Source organism: Stenotrophomonas sp. 96582_Sma, assembly GCF_056480905.1.
Genome location: NZ_CM151122.1, coordinates 4,525,725 through 4,545,319 on the forward strand (window position 1 = coordinate 4,525,725; position 19,595 = coordinate 4,545,319).

Below are 19,595 nucleotides of genomic sequence, written 5' to 3' on the forward strand. Positions count from 1 at the left end.
CGCGCCTTGATCCAGCGCCCGCCATACGGCCGCAAGCCCTCCGGGGAATTTCAAACAGTCGATTGAAACGCTGCAAACTTCGCCGAACTGGACAGCATCCGCCGGTTCCGCCAGACTGCCGCCCTTTCCCGTCTTCCGGATCCCATGGCGAAGCTGCTGGTCCTGCACGGCCCCAACCTCAACCTGCTCGGCACCCGCGAGCCGGAGGTCTACGGCCACACCACGCTGGCCGACATCGACCAGGCGCTGGCCGCCCAGGCCTCGGCTGCCGGGCACGCGGTGGAGAGCCTGCAGTCCAATGCCGAGCACGTGCTGGTGGACCGCGTGCAGGCCGCACGCGACGACGGAACCGCTTTCATCCTGATCAACCCCGCCGCCTTCACCCACACCTCGGTCGCCCTGCGCGATGCGCTGGCGGCGGTGGCGGTGCCGTTCATCGAGATCCACCTGTCCAACCCGCATACCCGCGAACCGTTCCGCCAGCACAGCTACTTCAGTGACAAAGCCGTGGGCGTGGTCTGCGGTTTCGGCGCCGACAGCTACCGCTACGCGATGGACGCGGCGCTGCTGCGCGTGCAGGCGGCCCGCGCGTGAAGATGCTCCCAAGAGTGCTTGCCTGCATCGTGCTGTGGGCCGGCGTGTGCGGCGCCAGCGTCGCCGCCGAGCGCGCGGCCGCCGGCATTGATTGCGCGCAGGCGACCGGCGGCTACGAGCGCGACATGTGCGATTCCGATCGCCTGGATGACGCCGACAGCGCATTGAACGCCGTTTACGTCCAGGCGCGCGGCGAACTGAAGGCGCAGGCCGCCGATGGCAGCTGCAGTCGCTGCGCAGCGGCCGAACAGCAGCTGGTGAAGGCCCAGCGCATCTGGATAACCCTGCGCGATGCAGACTGCGAGGCAGTCTACGCCTTCAATGCAGACGGCACCTCGCGCAACCCTGCGAAGATGCAGTGCCTGATCACCCAGACGCGCGACCGTACGCGGCAGCTGCGCGAGTTCTACGAACTGCTTTGACCCGAGCGCGATGCGCTTCCCACCACACTGACATCAAGAGCAAAGAGGCCACCATGGATCTCCGCAAAATCAAGAAGCTGATCGACCTGCTGGAAGAGTCGAACCTGGCTGAAATCGAAATCAAGGAAGGCGAAGAGTCGGTGCGCCTGTCGCGCGCCCCGGTGGCCGGCTATGCCGCCCCGGTCGCCGCCCCGGTGTACGCCGCTCCGGCCGCTCCGGCGCCGCAGGCGATGCCGATGCAGTCGCCGACCGAAGCCTCCACCGGTGGCACCGCCAAGCCGGGCCCGGCGCTGCCGGAAGGCCACGTGCTGCGCTCGCCGATGGTCGGCACCTTCTACGCCTCGTCCGCCCCGGACAAGCCTGCGTTCGTCAGCGTTGGCCAGCAGGTCAAGGAAGGCGAGACCCTGGCCATCATCGAAGCGATGAAGATGTTCAACCCGATCGAAGCCGACAAGTCCGGCACCATCGTCGCCATCCTCGGCGAGAACGGCCAGCCGGTCGAATTCGACCAGCCGCTGTTCGTGATCGGCTGAGGGGCACGCCATGCTCGACAAAGTCGTCATCGCCAACCGAGGGGAAATCGCGCTGCGCATCCTGCGCGCGTGCCACACCCTCGGCATCCGCACGGTGGCCGTGCATTCCACGGTCGACCGCAACCTCAAGCACGTGGCCATGGCCGACGAGTCGGTCTGCATCGGTCCGGCGCCGTCGCCGCAGAGCTACCTCAACATCCCGGCACTGATCGCCGCGGCGGAAGTCACCGACGCCCAGGCCATCCACCCGGGCTACGGCTTCCTGTCGGAGAACGCCGACTTCGCCGAGCGCGTGGAAGAGTCCGGTTTCATCTTCATCGGCCCCAAGGCCGACACCATCCGCATGATGGGTGACAAGGTCGAAGCCATCCGCGCGATGAAGTCCGCCGGCGTGCCGTGCGTGCCCGGCTCGGGCGGCCCGCTGGGCGAAGACATCGTCGCCAACACCAAGATCGCCCGTGAGATCGGCTACCCGGTCATCATCAAGGCGGCCGGTGGTGGCGGTGGCCGCGGCATGCGCGTGGTGCACGCCGAAGCCTCGCTGAAGACCTCGATCGAAACCACCAAGAGCGAGGCCAAGGCCGCGTTCGGCAATGGCGAGGTCTACATGGAGAAGTTCCTGGAGAACCCGCGCCACGTGGAAATCCAGGTACTGGCCGACGGCCAGGGCAACGCCATCCACCTGGGCGAGCGTGACTGCTCGATGCAGCGCCGCCACCAGAAGGTGGTGGAAGAAGCGCCGGCACCGGGCATCACTGCCGAGCAGCGCGAGCAGATCGGCAAGGTCTGCACCGAAGCCTGCGTACGCATCGGCTACCGTGGTGCCGGCACGTTCGAGTTCCTGTACGAGGACGGCCGCTTCTACTTCATCGAAATGAACACCCGCATCCAGGTGGAACATCCGGTCACCGAAATGGTCACCGGCATCGACCTGGTGGCCGAGCAGCTGAAGATCGCCGCCGGCCAGAAGCTGTCGATCAAGCAGAGCGACGTGGTGCTGACCGGCCATGCCATCGAGTGCCGCATCAACGCCGAAGATGCTGAAACCTTCGTGCCGAGCCCGGGCACCATCACCGGCTTCCATCCGCCGGGCGGCCCCGGCGTGCGCGTGGACACCCACATCTACAGTGGCTACCGCGTGCCGTCGAACTACGACTCGATGATCGGCAAGCTGATCGTGCACGGCCCGGACCGCGAAACCGCCATTGCCCGCATGCGGGTGGCACTGAGCGAAATGGTGGTCGATGGCATCAAGACCAACGTCGCCCTGCAGCAGCGGATCATGCGCGACAAGGGCTTCCAGGCCGGTGGCCAGAACATCCACTACCTGGAAAAGCGCCTGGCCGAACGCAAGAACAAGCCGATCGCGCTGACCTGATCGGCGCCACGTGCTGGACATGAAAAGGGCGGGGATATCCCCGCCCTTTTCTGTTGCTGCAGCGCCGAGCCCATGCTCGGCTTGCCGGAAAGCTCAGCCGAGCGTGGGCTCGGCGCTACAGCAGGCGCATCAGCGCTTGTCGGCAGCTTCGGCCGGAATCTGCGAGTTCGCCAGCGGACGCACGCCATTGGGCGACGTCGGGTCGACGATCACCATGGTCTCGGTCGAACCATCCGGCCACACCACCTGGAAGGTGCTGCCCGCCGGCAGCGACGCGAACGGCATGCCACTCTGCGCGCGATAGACCGCGGCCACCTGGCTGGCACCGGCACGGCGCACGTCTTCCTGCGCCTTCACCGTGGTCAGTTCCACCTTCGACAGATGCCGGTAGCGATCTTCATAGGTATCGATCATCAACAGGCCAACCGCGCCGGCCGAGTAGGCCACGAACAGGGCCACCCAGAACCAGAACTTGGCCCCGTGCAGGAATCGGCGGTAGTTCATTGCTCGTTCCTCTTTCCAACCAATCGCTTGATCCATTCCTTCATCTTCCCAGCGCCCTGCCGCGATACCGCAGCGTCATACACGAAATCCCGGAAATCCTGCGTACCATCCTGCGAACAGATCCCTCCGTTCGCACAAAAACTGTTGACCAGCACACTGTCTGCCCCACACGGTAGACCGAGTTCGCAGGCCGCAAGCCGCCATGCGAGTTCACTGAGCTGCTCGCCCGCCACCAGGCCGTTGAGCGCGCGGTCACCCGAGGCGCGCACGCCCATGCCCGGTGCGATCGCCATGAAGGCCTCCGGGTCGCGCGAGGTGCGCACCCGTTCAACCAGGTCACGGCGGTACTCGGGGCTGTCCTGCAGCGGTTCGCCCTCGGCGAACAACGCAGCCTCAGCAGCCAGATTGCCTTGTGCGGCCGCCTTGCGACGTTCGGACAGCACCAAGGCCGTGCCCAACTTGTCGCCCGGCACGAAACCACCACAACGCTGCGCGACGCGTTCGCGCGCCTGCACCATCGCCGGTGCGGCGGTCAGGCCCAGCCCGGCCAGCACGTTGTTGTCCAAGCGGTAGCCACCCGGATCGACCGCGTACTGCGCGCAATAGTCATAGACACGGCTGAGCATCCAGCGCGCCTCGTGGTTGCCTTCGTCCGCCTGGGCACGCAACCGCTGAGCATAGGCATACAGGTCGGTGGCGTCTTCGATATCGGCGCGGAGATCCAGGGGCAGCCCGGACGGCAATGCGTTGCCACGCTCGAAGGGTGCCAGGCGGCGCGCGAGCGCCTCCGGCATCACCGGCAGCGGCGCCGCACTGTCAGCGGCCGCGACCGCACCTGCCAGATCCGCCGACGCTACCGAAGACGTCGCAGCATGGCCGCTGGCCCGATAACCGGCCACGCCCAGCACGGCCACAGCCGGCAGTACGAGCAACCAGGTTTTCAGGGTCGGAGCGAAGGCCATCGGCGGCGGTAGGCGATGCGGCGCATAGGAAAGCACGAAGTTTAGCAAGGCCCGACGGGCCTGTCTGAACGGGCTTCGTTCATCTCGGAGCGGCATCTCAGGCAATACGGAGACGCCCCGATGGTCTAGCATGGCCCCCTTTCCTGCGATTGCCCCCACCACCATGCCGTTCCTGGAACTGACCCTGCGCTGCACCGAAGCCACCCAGCCCCGCTATGAAAATGCGCTGGAGGACGTTGGTGCACTGGCCGTGACCCTGCTCGATGCCGAGGCCGATACCAGCAACGAACAGGCCATTCTCGAACCGGGCGTGGGCGAGACCCCGCTGTGGGACACGCTGGTGCTGAGCGCACTGTTCCCCGCCGACAGCAACGCGCTGTTGCTGCTGGCCGCACTGGAATCCTTCGATCCGGAGCTGGACTGGAGCAGCGGCAGCTTCCGCGCGGTCGAGGATGAAGACTGGGAACGTGCCTGGCTCGACCAGTTCCAGCCGATGGACTTCGGCAGCCGCACCTGGATCGTGCCGTGGAACCATGAACTGCCCGATGCCGCACAGGCCGCCGATGCCGCCGTGGTGCGGTTGGACCCGGGCCTGGCGTTCGGTTCGGGCACCCACCCGACCACCGCACTGTGCCTGCGCTGGCTGGACCAGTTGGCGGTCGATGGCCTGCTGCAGGGCCAGCGCGTGCTCGACTTCGGTTGCGGCTCGGGCATCCTCGCACTGGCCGCGCTGAAGCTGGGCGCCGCCGAAGCCATCGGCGTGGACAACGATCCGCAGGCCCTGGTCGCCACCGCCGACAATGCCGAGCGCAACGGCGAGCAGGCCCGCATGCATGTGTACCTGCCGCAGGACGAACCGGTCGCGACCTATCCGATCGTGGTCGCCAACATCCTCGCCTCGGCGCTGGATGCGCTGGCCGAACTGCTGGCTGCGCGCGTTGCTGCCGGTGGCCGCATCGCCCTGTCCGGCATCCTGCATGGCCAGGAAGGCGAACTGCTGCAGCGCTATGCAGCATGGTTCGACGATCTGCAGGCCACCCAGGATGGCGACTGGATGCGCATCACCGGCGTGCGCCGCGCCTGATCGTGGTTGAATGACCGCTGGATCCGAGCCCGCGCCCTGAGCATGTCCGAGCCGAACCCACCGCGCCGTCCCCTGGCCACCTTCCTGCGCACGACGCCGGAGGGTGAGCCTGCGCCTGCGACCGATGCGCGTGCGACCGATGCGCGTATGCAGGACGAAGCCGGGCACGCAACGCCCGTGGAGCAGATGCAGGCCGAGCCCATCGACCTGGCACGCCCACCGGCGACAGAGATGCGACACGACGATGACGTTGTCATCGTTGATGAAGCAGCGGCCATCGAACCGGCGCCGGTCGCGGTGCAGGCAACGGCGGTCGCCAGTGATGCCCCCAGCTTCCTCGGCAGCGCGCGCACGCGCACGCTGCCAGCACCCCGCTGGCACTGGCTGCTGGTCGCCGGGCTGGCATTGCTGCTGGTACTGCAGAGCGTGCTGGCCGACCGCGCGCGGCTGGCCGCCGACGCCGGCAACCGCGCATGGCTGGGCACGCTGTGCGGCGTGCTGCGCTGCAGCCTGCCTGCCTGGCACGAACCCGCTGCATTCACCATGACCAGCCGCGAGATCCGCCCCCTGCCGGGCCAGGCCGGTGTGCTGCAGGTACAGGCCAGCATCCGCAACGATGCGCGCTGGGCACAGGCGTGGCCGGACCTGCGGTTGTCATTGTCCGATGCCGATGGCCGGGTGATCGGCAGCGGCGTGTTCACGCCCGCGCAGTACCTGGGCGAGAACCCCGGTGCAGCCCTGCTGGAACCGGGCCAGAGCGCGCGCGTCGCCTTCCGGTTGCAGGAGCCCGCTGCGTCCACCGTCGCATTCACCTTCGACTTCCTCTGACCGGGGAGAGGCGACCAGCCGTGGCAGGCCGGGCACGCTCGCGCTAGACTGGCCGCCACCACCTCGTCCGGCCGCGCGCTCCGCGCGCACGGGCCAACCGAATCGGGAACCCCCTTGAACGCTGTCCTTTCTCGTCCTGACAACAGTCGTGGCGCTCCCCGGCCACCGCTGCGTGAACACGTCGCCCAGTCCGTGCGCCGCTACCTGCGTGACCTTGATGGCTGCGATGCGGACGATGTCTACGAGATCGTGCTGCGCGAGATGGAGATTCCGCTGTTCGTGGAAGTGCTCAACCACTGCGAAGGCAACCAGAGCCGCGCCGCCGCGATGCTGGGCATCCACCGTGCCACCCTGCGCAAGAAGCTGAAGGAATACGGCATCAGCGCGTAAGCGCGCACGAGGGTAGTGCCGGCCGCTGGCCGGCAACCCCATGAACGATGGCAGGATGTTGCAGTTGCCGGCCAGCGGCCGGCACTACCGGTAGATCCACGCCATGCGTGGATGAAAGCCCGGCAGAGTAAACCGCCCCCGCCCGCCAGTAGATCCACGCCATGCGTGGATGGAAGCCGGCAGAATCAACCGCCGCCGCCCGCCTTCCAGTAGTACCGCACCACATGGAAGAACACCGGCGCGGCGAAGCATACCGAGTCCAGTCGGTCGAGCATGCCGCCATGGCCCTCGATCATGTGGCCCCAGTCCTTGATGCCACGATCGCGCTTGATCGCCGACATCACCAGGCCGCCCCAGAACCCCATCAGGTTGATCAGCAGCGACAGGCCGAACGCCTGCAGCGGCGTGAACGGGGTGATCCACCACAGCGCCGCACCCAGCGCACTGGCACTCAGCACACCGCCCACGAAGCCCTCCACCGTCTTCGACGGCGACAGCTTCGGCGCAATCAGATGCCTGCCCAGCAGCTTGCCCCAGATGTACTGCAGCACGTCCGAAGACTGCACCACGATCACCAGGAAGGCGAACAGCAGCACGTTGCGCGACGGGTCATGGCCGGGCACGTGCAGGTTCAGCAGCAGCGGCACATGCGAGATGCAGAACACGCAGATCATCAACCCCCACTGCACCTTCGCGGTCCGCTCCAGGTAGTGCGTGGTATCACCGCCAATGGTCGACAGGATCGGCAGGAACAGGAACGCATAGACCGGAATCAACAGCGTGTACATGCCGTACCAGTCGATCCAGACCAGGTAGTACTGCCACGGCAGCACGATGTAGAACGCGGCCAGCAGCGCGTAGTAGTCGCCCGAGCGGGTCGGCGCCAGGGTGATGAACTCGCGCAGTGCGAACAGCGAGATGATCGCGAACAGCACGATCACCCCGGCACGACCGAAGAACAGCGCCAGCCCGACCACGATCGCCATCACCCACCACGCGCGGATGCGCGAGACCAGGTTGGCGATCACCGCGCTGGGCTGCCCACGCTGGCGCCAGCGCAATGTCTCGGCCACCAGCGTGGCCAGCACCAGCACCAGCACCGCACCCACGCCAGCAAACAGCAGGCCGGTCTGCTGGCCGACACTCTGCGTGGCCAGGTCGCCGGACACATCGATCAGGAAGCTCATGCCCTGCCCCCGTTCGGCGCCAGGTCCAGCAGCGCCTGCCGGCTGCGGGCCAGGAAGGCGGCCTTGTCCTCGTCGGCCTGCAGCCGCAGCGGCGTACCGAAGGTGGCCGTGCACAGCAGCGGCAGCGGCAGGAACCGGCCCTTGGGCATCACCCGCTTCAGGTTGTCGATCCACACCGGTACGAATTCCAGCTCCGGGCGTTGCCGTGCCAGGTGATAGATGCCGCTCTTGAACGGCAGCAGCGGCTCTTCGCCCACGTTGCGGGTACCTTCCGGAAACAGAATCAGCGAGCAGTCTTCGTCCACCGCGTCACGCAGGGCCTGCAGTGGATCCTGCTGGCGATGGCCGGCCTCGCGCTCGACCAGCACGCCGTTGAACACCGCATCGATCAGGTAGCGACGCAGGCCATCGCGCTGCCAGTATTCGGCCGCGGCCACCGGGCGCACCTGGCGCCGCAGTGCCGGTGGCATCGACGACCAGATCAGCACGAAGTCACCATGGCTGGCGTGGTTGCCGTAATACACGCGCCGTTCGCTGGACGGCGCACAGCCGATCCACAGCGCGCGGGCGCCGGTCACTACATGGATCGCGCCACTGCAGGCGCGCGCAATCAATTCAGCGAACATCGGTCCCTCCCGTTCACGTCTGCGGCCACAACACGGCCAGCACCAGCAGTGCGAACTGCACCGCTGTCAGCAGGTACTGGCGCAGCAGCAGGCGGCGCATGCCGGCCCAGCGCGCATCCCAGCCGCGCAGCGGCGCGTCGGGCTGCATGCGGCGCAGGCCACTGGCGTGCAGCAGCTGGTCGGTGCGGCGCGCGGCGGCGTCACCCTCCAGGCCTTCATCGCGCAGCAGCTGCAGCAGGCTGGCATCCAGCGCCACCCGCCACGCGTGGTAGATCTGTGCGATGCCCGCGGCAACACTGAGCAGCAACACGCCGGCGGCAATCATCGCCAGGCCAGGTTCGGTGCCGAGCAGCAGCAGCGCCACCAGCAGCAGGCCCAGCGACAGGCCGGCCGGCCAACGGCCCTGCCGCAGCAGCAGCTGCATGGTCGCCAGATCGGGAACCCTACTCACGTGCGTGCTCCCGCTGCAGCAGTGATGGCATGCAGATGCGCCGCGCCCAGCACGATGCCCGGACGTGCCGTGCGCACGATCGCCACCGCGGCATCGGTATCGGTGGCACGACCACTGCGCAACAGCCAGGCCGCCACACTGGCAGCACTGCGCGAATAGCCCAGTGCGCAGCACACCAGCAACGGTCCATGCGCACGCAGCCGCTCGATCGCCTCGGCCGCCTCGCGCAACTGGTGCGGCGTGGGCACCACCAGGTCCAGCATCGGCACGCTGGCATACGCCGCGCCCGGTGCACGACAGGACAGTTCGGCACAGGCATCGACCACGCCGACCAAGGGTGCCGGCAATGCAGCGCAGGGAACACGCCCCAGCCATACACCGTCCATCACCGGCACCGGCTGCGGCGCACGCCGCGTCCACAGCCGCGAATTGATCCAGGCTGCGCCCAGGTACGGCGCCAGCAGCCAGCGTGCCGCCATTGCCAGACGTCCATCGGCGCGCTTCTGGAACACCGCCGTACCCAGCCCGGCATAGGCCAGCGCCACCAGCAGCAGCGATACCACCGGCCACAGCAGCCACAACGCCGCGCCACGCAGAAGCACCACCGGCACCAGCAATGCAGCGGCCCCCAGCAGGTACAGCGCTGCCAGGCGCCAACGTTTGGCGTCACGCGCGGTGCGCCAGGCACGCAAGGGTGGCGTGCCCTGCTCCGGCCACAGCCAGACGCACAGCCAACCGGCCAGCAGGCCGGTCGGGATATCGATGAAATGATGCTGGAATGTGGTCAGCACCGAGACGCCGATCAGCAGCGCCCACACATGCAGTACCCAACGCCACACCCCATGCAGGTACTGCGCGAATTTCACCCACAGCACGATCAGCAACACGATGTGCAGTGATGGCGCCTGGTTGAACGGCTTGTCGAAGCCCAGCAGTACATCAAACAACCAGCCGAACACACCGCCGATCTCCGGCCGCTCGAAACTGAAGCGCAGTGGCCACAGCAGGAAGCAGGTCACCGCGATCAACTGTGCACTGAACAACCGCAACGCATGCCGGTCCAGCTCCAACCGTTGCCGGCACAGGAAGAAGGAAACCGCATAGAACAGATCGATCGACCAGTACGGCACGATCGTCCACGGTACGAACGGAATCTGCGTTTCCCATCCGAACGCCATCACCGGCAGTTCGGCATGGCGGCCGGCTATCCAGTTGGCGAAGCCATAGCTGGCGAAGAAGAATGGGCCCAGCAGGGCCAGCCACAACAGGGCGCGCCGCCAGGGGCGCCCCTCTGCGGCCAGCGGGGATGCGGCGAGCGTCGCCATCACTCTGTCCGGCGCGCCAGCGACACCGTGAAGATGCCGAATTCGTCGATACGCTGCGCCACCTTCTCGAACCCGGCCAGGCGCACCAGCTCGTCCATTTCCTGCTGGGTACGGCGGCGCATCACCCACGCGGCGCCGCCACGGTGGCTGGTCAGTGCGCGTGCGATGAACTCCAGCTGCGGGTGCCACGGCTGGCCGGTGTAGGCCAGGTAGCCACCGACCGGCACCGTTGCAGCAATCCCCTGCAGCGATCGCAGCACCGCATCGTTGTCCGGGAACAATTCATACAGCCCCGAAACCACCGCCAGCGTGGGTGCGGGGTCCACGGTCGCCAGCTGCGCGGGATCGAACGCATCGCCCTGTTCGAAGCGGGCAATGTCGGTCGCGCCGAGGCGCTCGATCAGCGCCTTGCCCTGGGTCACGTTCAGATCGCTGAAATCGCGCAGCACGATGCGGTCCGCACGCTGCTCGCCCGTTCCCAACGCTTCCAGCACGTAGCGGCCATGACCAGCGGCCACGTCCAGCACGCGTACCGGCGCGCCCTGCCCGCGCAGGCGCTGGGCGGCATCGCGCAGCAGCTCCTGCAGGTGCTTGCCACGCACGCGGATGCCGCGCCAGCCGATCGCATCCAGATAGTTGCGGTCGATCATGCGCCCCAACGGGCCCTTGCCGCGCGCCTCATCGCGATAGATGTAGTCGAGCGTGCTGCCCGAATCGAATCCGGTCTGCAGGCCCAGCGCGATGCCTTCGGACAACGTTCCGCCGAAGCGCAGGCCGCCACGTACCACGCGCCAGCGCAGGTCGGCCAGGCTGTTGCGTTCCGGTGGCCAGGCCAGGATCTCCGATTCTTCGAAAGTCGGCCCATGGCGGTGCGCATCGCGCCGCGACAGTTCGCGCAGCGGCTCGGCGAAACGTGCCTGGATGAAACTGCGGATACGCGCCAGCGCCGGCGCCCGATCGCGCTCGCCCAGCGTGTCGTGGAAGAAGCCCGGCAGATGCACGCGCTCCTTGATCGGGCTGGACAGGCGCTCGTAGAAGCGGTCCTGCGGGCCACGGTGCACCACGAAATCCGAGCCGGACACCAGCAGCTGCACCGGCACGCTGATCGCCTGCGCATCGGCGACGATGCGGTCGGCCGCTTCGTACAGGCCCAGCAACACGCGCACCGAGATCGGCCGGGTGATCAGCGGATCGGTGCGGTAGCTTTCCACCCGCGCCGGATCGTGGGTCAGCCACTGCGGCTTGACGTAGCTGTTGACGAAGAAATTGCCGCGCAGCTTCTGCATCAAGGCCAGGCCCGGGCGTGCGAACGGCACGTACAGCTTCACCTTGAACGCCGGCGAAGCCATCACCAGCGCGCGCAGGCGCGGCGCGTAGTCGTGCACCCAGGTGGCGGCGACCACCGCCCCCACGCTCTGTGCGATCACCACGATGTCTTCCACCGCGATGCCATGCTCGGCGCCGATGTGGGCGATGAAGCTGTCCAGATCACGCACCAGCGCCGGGAAGCCCGGGGCATCGCCTCGTGCGCCGGGCGAACGCCCATTACCGCGTGCATCCCAGGCGAAGAAGGCGGTGTCGGGCAGGTCCAGCTCATCGACCAGGTGGGTGACCCGGCCAGAATGTTCATGGCCGCGATGCAGCAGCACGACAGCCTTGGTGGCTGGGGTCGCGGTGGTGCTCGCCCAGTACCGGTAGAACAGCGGTACCTGGTCGAAGCTGTGGAATTCCCGTTCCTGCGCCTGACGCATGCAATCTCCTGATTGTCTTTTTGTATCTGCTTGATTAATTCGGCGAAACCGCCGCTTCCCGCAGTCCGCGACGGACGCGATTGATCATCGTCAGCACGCACAGCACCGCCATGGCCGCGGCCACGCCAGTGACAGTCATCGCAGCCCCCCAGCCGAACGCCAGCAGCAGGCCCAGCACGCCGATGACGAACGCGCGGTCGCTCTTGCCCATCGGGCCGTCATAGCGGCGGCTGGCACCGACCATCAGCCCCAGCACCCCGGTGTACTCGCTCAGGGCCGCCGTCCAGGCCAGCAGCCACAGCGCTTCCGGGCGCACGCCCGGCACGCTGAGCAGGCTCAGGTACAGCGCCGCGTCGGCGATCACATCGCACAGCTCGTTCAGATAGGCGCCCAGCCTCGACTGCTGGCCGAACTCGCGGGCCAGCATGCCGTCCACCGCGTTGAGTGCCATGCGCAGCAGCATCCACAGCGGCAGCAGCAGGTACAGCAGGGGCTGGGACGGCGCGCAGCACCACACGGCGGCGGCCACCATCAGCGAGACCACGGCGGCGGCCACGGTCACCGTATTGGCGGTGATCCCCATGCGGTACAGACCGCGTACGGCTGGACGCAACAGGTCCTGGAAACGTCCTTTCAATGCATAGATCGACATGATCCGTACCCGCTGATCCTTGGCAGTGCGGGCACAGCCTACCCCATCGTCGGCGGATTCCGACAACCCGGCTCCGGTCCACAGCCCAGCCCCCGGACCGGTCCGGATCGATGTGCCCGACCCGGCCTTACGTCGATTGCCATGGCAAATTGCCCCTTCCAGCGCCCGCCACCGGCCCCCACCGCCTACAATATCGGCCCCGCTCCGCTGCCGATTCTGTCCCATGACTGCTGATCTGTTGCCCGTCCGCCGGGCCCTCCTCTCCGTTTCCGACAAGACCGGTCTGGTCGAGCTGGCCACTGCGCTGGCGGCACGCGGCGTGGAGCTGCTGTCCACCGGCGGCACCGCCAAGGCGATCCGCGATGCCGGCCTGGCCGTGAAGGACGTGGCCGACGTCACCGGCTTCCCGGAAATGATGGACGGCCGGGTCAAGACCCTGCACCCGATGGTGCACGGCGGCCTGCTGGGCCGTTCCGGCCTGGATGATGCGGTGATGGCCGAGCACGGCATCGGTGCCATCGACCTGCTGGTGCTGAACCTGTACCCGTTCGAGTCGGTCACCGCCAAGGCCGATTGCACCCTGGCCGACGCGGTCGAGAACATCGACATCGGCGGCCCGGCCATGCTGCGCTCGGCGGCCAAGAACTTCGCCCGCGTGGCGGTGGCTACCGATCCGTCGCAGTACGCCGAGCTGCTGGCTTCGCTGGACGCCAACAACGGCCAGCTGTCGGCTGCCACCCGCTTCGCGTTCTCGGTGGCCGCGTTCAACCGCGTCGCCCAGTACGACGCCGCGATCAGCAACTACCTGTCGGCGGTCACCGCCACCGACGCTGCGGTGCCGGCGCGTACCGAGTACCCGGCACAGATGAACTCCACCTTCGTGAAGGTGATGGACCTGCGCTACGGCGAGAACCCGCACCAGAGCGGCGCGTTCTACCGCGACCTGTATCCGGTGCCGGGCACGCTGGCCACCTTCCAGCAGCTGCAGGGCAAGGAACTGAGCTACAACAACCTGGCCGATGCCGACGCGGCGTGGGAATGCGTGCGCCAGTTCGATGCGCCGGCCTGCGTCATCGTCAAGCACGCCAACCCGTGCGGCGTGGCCGTCGGTGCCGGCAACGGCGATGCCTACGAGCTGGCCTACGCCACCGACCCGACCAGCGCCTTCGGCGGCATCATTGCCTTCAACAAACCGCTGGACGCCGCCACCGCCAAGGTGATTCTGGACCGCCAGTTCGTCGAAGTGCTGATCGCCCCGGACTACGAGCCGGCCGCGCTGGAATACGCGCAGAAGAAGGCCAACGTGCGCGTGCTGCGCATCCCGCACGGCGACGGCCTGAACAACTTCGACAGCAAGCGCGTCGGCTCGGGCCTGCTGCTGCAGTCCTCGGACAACCGCGGCATGACCCGCGACGAACTGAAGGTGGTCAGCAAGCTGGCGCCGACCGACAAGCAGTTCACCGACCTGCTGTTCGCCTGGAAGGTGGCCAAGTTCGTGAAGTCCAACGCGATCGTCTATGCCAAGGACAACCGCACCATCGGTGTCGGCGCCGGCCAGATGAGCCGCGTGTACTCGGCCCGCATCGCTGGCATCAAGGCCGCCGATGCGAACCTGGTGGTCGAGGGCTCGGTGATGGCCTCCGACGCGTTCTTCCCGTTCCGCGACGGCATCGATGCCGCTGCCGCCGCCGGCATCAAGGCGGTCATCCAGCCGGGCGGTTCGATGCGCGATGCCGAAGTGATCGCCGCCGCCGACGAACATGGCCTGGCCATGGTGTTCACCGGCGTGCGCCACTTCCGCCACTGATCCTGGAGCGACACGGATGTCCACAGTTTCAATGAGATCGCTGGCCGCCCTCGCCCTCGCGGGCGCGGCCATGCTGGCCGGCTGCAAGCCTGCTGTCGAGCCCAGCGCGAGCCCGAAGGCAGATGCGCCTGCGATGGCCCCCGCCTCACCGGCGCAGCATGTCAGCCGCACCGCACGACTGCAGGCGTTCCTGGTCCAGCGCTACGGCAGCAACGCCACGCTCTCCGCTGAATGGCGCGGCAGCTGGACCGACGATGGCGATACCCATGCGGTGGACTGGCAGGTCTGCGCGGAACAACCGGTGATGAGCGGGGACAGCTGGCAGCAGTTGTTGGCCGTGTGCGGTGCGCTGGTCGATGGCGCGCACATCGACCCGGGAACCATCGAGTTCTTTGTGCTGCGCCCCAAGGGCGATGGCTTCGAGGTGACCAGCGAACTGACCGGCGAGCGCTTCGGTAGCGGCGGCCAGCCCGGCACCGCCAGCATCATCCGCGCCGGCAGTGACTTCTATGGTTTCCGCGTCGAGGACGGCTGGTTCGGGCAGGGCTTCTCGCTGCTCTCGCAGTCGCTGATCCTGCCGGGCCCGAACGGCCTGGTGGCCAGTGGCAACGTGCGCAGCCATATCGACAATGACGCCCAGTACGAGTGCGACACGGTCGACGCCAGTACCGACCCGGACACCGCCAATGACTGCCGCACCCGCCGCTTCAGCATCGATTTCGCCCTGCGTTTCGACGACAGCGACCGCAGCGCGCGGGTCTGGCCGCTGCTGATCGACGAAACCGGCACCACCTGCGGTGGCAAGCAGGTCCGGCAGCAACACCGCTTCACCCTGGACCCGAAGACCTGGGCCTATTCCTTCCCCGAATCGCTGCGACGCGAAGGCTGCGAGTGAGCCGCGCGCGCCGCCGGGGACATCGATCTTCCCTTCCCACGCAATCTGGAATCTCGTGATGAACGTACTTGTCATCGGCTCTGGCGGCCGCGAACACGCCCTGGCATGGAAGCTGGCCCAGTCCTCCCGTGTCACCGAAGTGATCGTGGCACCCGGCAACGCCGGCACCGCCAGCGAAGACAAGTGCCGCAACGTGGCGGTGAAAGTCACCGACATCGACGGTCTGCTGGCGCTTGCCCGGGCCGAAGGCGTGGCACTGACCGTGGTCGGCCCTGAAGTACCGCTGGTGGCTGGCGTGGTAGACCGCTTCCGCGCCGCCGGCCTGCGCATCTTCGGGCCGACCGCCGCCGCTGCGCAGCTGGAAGGCAGCAAGGCCTACGCCAAGGACTTCCTGGCCCGCCACAACATCCCCACCGCGTTCTACGCCGTGCACACCGACGTGGACGCCGCCCTGGCCTACATCCGCGAGAAGGGCGCGCCGATCGTGGTCAAGGCCGATGGCCTGGCCGCCGGCAAGGGCGTGATCGTGGCGATGACCCTGGCCGAAGCCGAGGACGCGGTACGTGACATGCTCTCGGGCAACGCGTTCGGCGATGCCGGTGCGCGCGTGGTGATCGAGGAATTCCTCGACGGCGAGGAAGCCAGCTTCATTTCGATGGTGGACGGCGTGCATGCGCTGCCGATGGCCACCTCGCAGGACCACAAGCGCGTCGGCGACGGCGATACCGGCCCGAACACCGGCGGCATGGGCGCCTATTCGCCGGCCCCGGTGGTGACGCCGGAGGTGCATGCACGGGTGATGCGCGAGGTGGTGAACCCCACCGTGCAGGGCATGATCGCCGACGGCATCCCGTTCACCGGCTTCCTCTACGCCGGCCTGATGATCGATGCCAGCGGCGCGCCGAAGGTGATCGAATTCAACGTGCGCTTCGGCGATCCGGAAACCCAGCCGGTGATGCTGCGCCTGCAGTCGGATCTGGTGGAGCTGGTGGAAGCCGCCATCGATGGCCGGCTGGATCAGGTGGAAGCACACTGGGATCCGCGCCCGTCGCTGGGCGTGGTGCTGGCCGCGAAGCCCTACCCGGAAGCACCGATCACCGGTGACGTGATTTCCGGCCTGGATGATGTGCCGGCCAGTGCCAAGGTGTTCCATGCCGGTACGGCATTGGATGCGCAGGGCCAGGTCGTCAGCGCCGGCGGCCGCGTGCTGTGCGTGGCGGCACTGGGCGACAGCGTGCGCGACGCGCAGGCGAATGCGTATGCAGGCGTGGCCAAGGTGACCTGGGCCAACGAGTTCCACCGCAACGACATCGGCTGGCGCGCGATCGCACGCGAAGAGTGACGGCCGCGCCGCAGCCACGCATGGCGTGGCTCTACTGACACTGGGTAGATCCACGCCATGCGTGGATTGAACACCACGGAAAGGCAAAGGCCCGTCAGAACCGGGCCTTTGCTTTACAGGACTGCTTCGAGTCCCTTCCGATCAATCAGGTTAAGCAACTTCAGTGACGGTCCGCTGGGCTTCTTTTCGCCCTGCTCCCAGCTGCGTACGGTGGAAACGCTGGTATTGAGAACTCCCGCAAAGACCGGCTGACTGAGCTGCAATGACGTACGCAGGGCACGTATCTGGGCACTGCTGTACTCAGGCACCGGCTCAAGGCAAAGCGCTTCGTAGCTGCTCAATCGACGTTTATCGATGAAACCATGCGCGTGCAGACTCACAGCGGCATCATGCACCGCTTCAAGAAGCGCACTTTTCGCGCGCCGTCGCTCAGGGGTCTTCGTCATGGTCGATCTCCTGTAGATCCCCGTACTCCACGGCACGATTCAACTGCGCCGCACTCATTTTCAGGAACTCCGATGCGTACAACTGCAGCGCATCGCGTTCCGCATTCGTGATCGCAGCACGCTCATTCTTCTCGTAGCCGAAAAGTAAGAACCAATGCCCGCCTCGCTGTGTGGCGACGATGATTCGAACGCTCCCACGCTTTCCTCGCCACGGCAAGGCAACGCGCTTCTTGAAGATTCCGCCGCCAAGATCAGCATCCACCAGACCCGCTTCCATTTCACGTACCGACCGGTACAGCGCAGCGTCGGACAGGGTGGTCCTGCGCATGCTGCGATTGAAACTTCGTGTGAGGAAGACGCGTGGCATGATCATACCGTGCCACTGCGTGGTACAGCGTGAACATCAGCATCCAGCACATGATCAGGTCGGCGCAACCACCGTCCTGGCGTCAGAATAGAGCCAAGTCATGCGTAGCTAAGCCCCACAAACGAAAAAGGCCCGGCACTGCTGCCGAGCCTTTCACAATTGCGACGCCTTTCCGCTTACGCGGTGAACAGCGCCTTCATCTTCTTCAGCGCGTTCGCTTCAACCTGGCGGATACGCTCGGCCGACACGCCGTATTCGTCAGCCAGTTCCTGCAGGGTCACCTTGCTGTCCGCATCCAGCCAGCGGCGGCGGATGATGTCGCGCGAGCGCGCATCCAGCTCGGCCAGGCCTTCGCGCAGCAGCTGCATCTGGTTGTCTTCGCTGTCTGCACGTTCGTAGGCCATCGACGGGTCTTCGTCGTTGGCAACCAGGTACGCAGCCGGCGACGGCGGCGCGTGTTCGTTGTCTTCGTCGGCCGGCGCATCGAAACCGATATCGCGACCGGACAGGCGCGACTCCATTTCCATGACCTCGCGCTCGGACACGTTCAGGTCCTTCGCCACCGCGCTGACCTCAGCCGCGTTCATCCAGCCCAGGCGCGTCTTCGACTTGCGCAGGTTGAAGAACAGCTTGCGCTGCGCCTTGGTGGTGGCGACCTTCACGATGCGCCAGTTCTTCAGGATGAACTCGTGCATCTCGGCACGGATCCAGTGCACGGCAAAGGAGACCAGGCGCACGCCCATGTCCGGGTCGAAGCGCTTGACCGCCTTCATCAGGCCGATGTTGCCTTCCTGGATCAGGTCGCCCAGCGCAAGGCCGTAGCCGTTGTAGCCGCGGGCCACGTGCACCACGAAGCGCAGGTGCGAATGCACCAGCTCGCGGGCGGCGTCCAGATCGTTGCCGTCGCGGAAGCGACGGGCCAGGTCCTGTTCGTCATCGACCGACAGCACCGGAATCTGGTGCACGGCACCGATGTAGGCGTCCAGCGAACCGAGCGCACTGGGAATCGGGAGATTGTTTGCCACAAGGGCAGTAGAGGTGTTCTGGCTCATAGGCACCCATCTTAGCAGTCCGGCATTTGGACTGCTAAAGGAGGAAAAAGTTCCAGCATCCTATTGATGCAACACTGGTCCCAAACAGAACCCTACCGTAGCGCGATTTGATGACAGTGGCGAGCACGCTTTTCGGGCTTCACAATCCCTTGGAATTCAATCAATTACCTGCTGGAAACCGGCCGATTCCGGTCAAGCGGAGCTGAACGGGCCGTCCGCAAAGCCCATTCAGGCCCGGAAACGTTGCCCGGCGTTCAGCCCCGGTCACCCGCCGGCGGTCAGAGCGCCGAACGCGGCGGCAGCGACCAGTCGATCGGGGCCTGGCCGCGGCGCTGCAGGTACTCGTTGGCCATCGAGAAATGCTGGCAGCCCAGGAAGCCGCGGTGGGCCGACAGCGGCGACGGGTGCGGCGACTTCAGCACACGGTGGCGGCGGGTGTCGATGACCTTGCCCTTCTTCTGCGCGTACGCGCCCCAGAGCATGAACACCAGGCCGTCGCGTTCGCGGTTGAGCACATCCACCACGTGGTCGGTGAAACCTTCCCAGCCACGCCCCTGGTGGGCACCGGCCTGGCCCTCTTCCACCGTCAGCACGGCATTGAGCAGCAGCACACCGCGCTGCGCCCACGGGATCAGGCAGCCATGGTCCGGACGCGGGATACCGAGATCGCTCTCGATCTCCTTGTAGATGTTCAGCAGCGACGGCGGCACCGCCACTCCGGGCGCCACCGAGAAGCTCAGCCCATGCGCCTGACCGCGGCCGTGGTACGGGTCCTGGCCGAGGATCACCACCTTCACCTGCTCGAACGGCGTGGCATCGAACGCAGCGAAGATCTGCGGGCCGGGCGGGAACACCGCCGCACCGCTGGCCTTGCGCTGGCGCAGGAAGCTGGACAGCTCGCGCATCTGCGGCTGCATCAGGTAATCGCCGACATGCTGCTTCCAGCTCGGCTCGAGCTGGATCGTCGGGGTGCCGGCTACTTCATCAATCATCACGCCA

The 19,595-nt window shown here is 66.6% G+C and carries 22 protein-coding genes; 10 read left to right on the forward strand and 12 right to left on the reverse strand.

The window, feature by feature from the left end:
- The first annotated feature begins 144 nt into the window (after nt 1-144).
- From aroQ to accC, 4 genes are read left to right on the forward strand one after another with little or no spacing between them, the layout of a single operon-like run.
- On the forward strand, nt 145-594 hold the full coding sequence (aroQ, locus tag ACZK2R_RS21230; protein WP_049423471.1) for a type II 3-dehydroquinate dehydratase: 450 nt from the start codon (nt 145-147) through the stop codon (nt 592-594).
- Nucleotides 591-1,016 carry a lysozyme inhibitor LprI family protein gene (locus ACZK2R_RS21235; protein WP_097048608.1) on the forward strand — a complete coding sequence of 142 codons (426 nt, stop codon included), beginning with the start codon at nt 591-593 and terminating at the stop codon, nt 1,014-1,016. The genes aroQ and ACZK2R_RS21235 overlap by 4 nt, the downstream gene beginning before the upstream one ends.
- 53 nt (nt 1,017-1,069) lie before the next feature.
- Entirely contained in the window at nt 1,070-1,549 is a 480-nt protein-coding gene (gene accB, locus ACZK2R_RS21240; protein WP_032129560.1) for an acetyl-CoA carboxylase biotin carboxyl carrier protein, read from the forward strand.
- 10 nt (nt 1,550-1,559) lie between these two features.
- Nucleotides 1,560-2,927 (forward strand): acetyl-CoA carboxylase biotin carboxylase subunit, encoded by a 1,368-nt coding sequence (gene accC / locus ACZK2R_RS21245; protein ID WP_032129559.1) that lies wholly within the window; start codon nt 1,560-1,562, stop codon nt 2,925-2,927.
- 129 nt (nt 2,928-3,056) lie between these two features.
- Here accC and ACZK2R_RS21250 read toward each other — a convergent pair whose 3' ends face one another.
- Nucleotides 3,057-3,431, reverse strand: coding sequence for a hypothetical protein (locus tag ACZK2R_RS21250; RefSeq protein WP_010481078.1), 375 nt, complete (start codon nt 3,429-3,431; stop codon nt 3,057-3,059).
- Complete coding sequence (locus ACZK2R_RS21255; RefSeq protein WP_032129558.1) at nt 3,428-4,393, reverse strand: hypothetical protein; 966 nt, start codon at nt 4,391-4,393, stop codon at nt 3,428-3,430. The genes ACZK2R_RS21250 and ACZK2R_RS21255 overlap by 4 nt, the downstream gene beginning before the upstream one ends.
- Nucleotides 4,394-4,556: 163 nt before the next feature.
- Here ACZK2R_RS21255 and prmA point away from each other — a divergent pair, with 163 nt between their 5' ends.
- The 3 genes from prmA to fis all read left to right on the forward strand — a co-directional run bounded on the left by prmA (nt 4,557) and on the right by fis (nt 6,695).
- The gene (prmA, locus tag ACZK2R_RS21260) at nt 4,557-5,477 is read left to right on the forward strand and encodes a 50S ribosomal protein L11 methyltransferase (RefSeq protein WP_049463300.1); all 921 of its coding nucleotides are present in this window, start codon (nt 4,557-4,559) and stop codon (nt 5,475-5,477) included.
- 42 nt (nt 5,478-5,519) lie between these two features.
- On the forward strand, nt 5,520-6,305 hold the full coding sequence (locus tag ACZK2R_RS21265; RefSeq protein WP_121504257.1) for a DUF3426 domain-containing protein: 786 nt from the start codon (nt 5,520-5,522) through the stop codon (nt 6,303-6,305).
- Nucleotides 6,306-6,419: 114 nt separating this feature from the next.
- Nucleotides 6,420-6,695: a DNA-binding transcriptional regulator Fis gene (gene fis / locus ACZK2R_RS21270; protein ID WP_005419706.1), complete on the forward strand. Its 276-nt coding sequence runs from the start codon at nt 6,420-6,422 to the stop codon at nt 6,693-6,695.
- Between the two features lie 185 nt (nt 6,696-6,880).
- Here fis and ACZK2R_RS21275 read toward each other — a convergent pair whose 3' ends face one another.
- From ACZK2R_RS21275 to ACZK2R_RS21300, 6 genes are read right to left on the reverse strand one after another with little or no spacing between them, the layout of a single operon-like run.
- Nucleotides 6,881-7,882, reverse strand: coding sequence for a phosphatidate cytidylyltransferase (locus ACZK2R_RS21275; RefSeq protein WP_478487648.1), 1,002 nt, complete (start codon nt 7,880-7,882; stop codon nt 6,881-6,883).
- Nucleotides 7,879-8,508, reverse strand: coding sequence for a lysophospholipid acyltransferase family protein (locus ACZK2R_RS21280; protein WP_032129554.1), 630 nt, complete (start codon nt 8,506-8,508; stop codon nt 7,879-7,881). Before ACZK2R_RS21280 ends, ACZK2R_RS21275 begins: the two co-directional genes overlap by 4 nt.
- Nucleotides 8,509-8,521: 13 nt before the next feature.
- Nucleotides 8,522-8,959 (reverse strand): hypothetical protein, encoded by a 438-nt coding sequence (locus ACZK2R_RS21285; RefSeq protein WP_180838262.1) that lies wholly within the window; start codon nt 8,957-8,959, stop codon nt 8,522-8,524.
- The gene (locus tag ACZK2R_RS21290) at nt 8,956-10,284 is read right to left on the reverse strand and encodes a phosphatase PAP2/dual specificity phosphatase family protein (protein ID WP_429000078.1); all 1,329 of its coding nucleotides are present in this window, start codon (nt 10,282-10,284) and stop codon (nt 8,956-8,958) included. The genes ACZK2R_RS21285 and ACZK2R_RS21290 overlap by 4 nt, the downstream gene beginning before the upstream one ends.
- Nucleotides 10,284-12,035, reverse strand: coding sequence for a bifunctional alpha/beta hydrolase/class I SAM-dependent methyltransferase (locus tag ACZK2R_RS21295; RefSeq protein WP_180838261.1), 1,752 nt, complete (start codon nt 12,033-12,035; stop codon nt 10,284-10,286). The genes ACZK2R_RS21290 and ACZK2R_RS21295 overlap by 1 nt, the downstream gene beginning before the upstream one ends.
- Before the next feature lie 34 nt (nt 12,036-12,069).
- Nucleotides 12,070-12,687 (reverse strand): CDP-alcohol phosphatidyltransferase family protein, encoded by a 618-nt coding sequence (locus tag ACZK2R_RS21300; RefSeq protein WP_121504253.1) that lies wholly within the window; start codon nt 12,685-12,687, stop codon nt 12,070-12,072.
- Nucleotides 12,688-12,910: 223 nt separating this feature from the next.
- Between ACZK2R_RS21300 and purH the strand changes: the two genes are divergently transcribed.
- The 3 genes from purH to purD are packed head-to-tail and all read left to right on the forward strand — an operon-like array spanning nt 12,911 to nt 16,731.
- Nucleotides 12,911-14,494, forward strand: a complete 1,584-nt coding sequence (gene purH, locus ACZK2R_RS21305; protein ID WP_180838260.1) for a bifunctional phosphoribosylaminoimidazolecarboxamide formyltransferase/IMP cyclohydrolase — start codon at nt 12,911-12,913, stop codon at nt 14,492-14,494.
- 16 nt (nt 14,495-14,510) lie between these two features.
- Entirely contained in the window at nt 14,511-15,389 is an 879-nt protein-coding gene (locus ACZK2R_RS21310) for a hypothetical protein (protein WP_180838259.1), read from the forward strand.
- Between the two features lie 58 nt (nt 15,390-15,447).
- Nucleotides 15,448-16,731: a phosphoribosylamine--glycine ligase gene (gene purD, locus ACZK2R_RS21315; RefSeq protein WP_180838258.1), complete on the forward strand. Its 1,284-nt coding sequence runs from the start codon at nt 15,448-15,450 to the stop codon at nt 16,729-16,731.
- Nucleotides 16,732-16,844: 113 nt separating this feature from the next.
- Here the strand turns inward: purD and ACZK2R_RS21320 are convergent, their stop codons facing one another.
- The 4 genes from ACZK2R_RS21320 to ung form a co-directional block, all read right to left on the reverse strand.
- On the reverse strand, nt 16,845-17,177 hold the full coding sequence (locus ACZK2R_RS21320; protein ID WP_019338970.1) for a helix-turn-helix domain-containing protein: 333 nt from the start codon (nt 17,175-17,177) through the stop codon (nt 16,845-16,847).
- A complete protein-coding gene (locus ACZK2R_RS21325; protein WP_219630983.1) occupies nt 17,161-17,550 on the reverse strand; it encodes a type II toxin-antitoxin system RelE/ParE family toxin in 390 nt (129 codons plus the stop codon). The genes ACZK2R_RS21320 and ACZK2R_RS21325 overlap by 17 nt, the downstream gene beginning before the upstream one ends.
- Before the next feature lie 170 nt (nt 17,551-17,720).
- On the reverse strand, nt 17,721-18,596 hold the full coding sequence (gene rpoH, locus ACZK2R_RS21330; protein ID WP_180838257.1) for an RNA polymerase sigma factor RpoH: 876 nt from the start codon (nt 18,594-18,596) through the stop codon (nt 17,721-17,723).
- Nucleotides 18,597-18,874: 278 nt separating this feature from the next.
- Nucleotides 18,875-19,588, reverse strand: a complete 714-nt coding sequence (ung, locus tag ACZK2R_RS21335; protein WP_180838256.1) for a uracil-DNA glycosylase — start codon at nt 19,586-19,588, stop codon at nt 18,875-18,877.
- Nucleotides 19,589-19,595 lie beyond the last annotated feature (7 nt).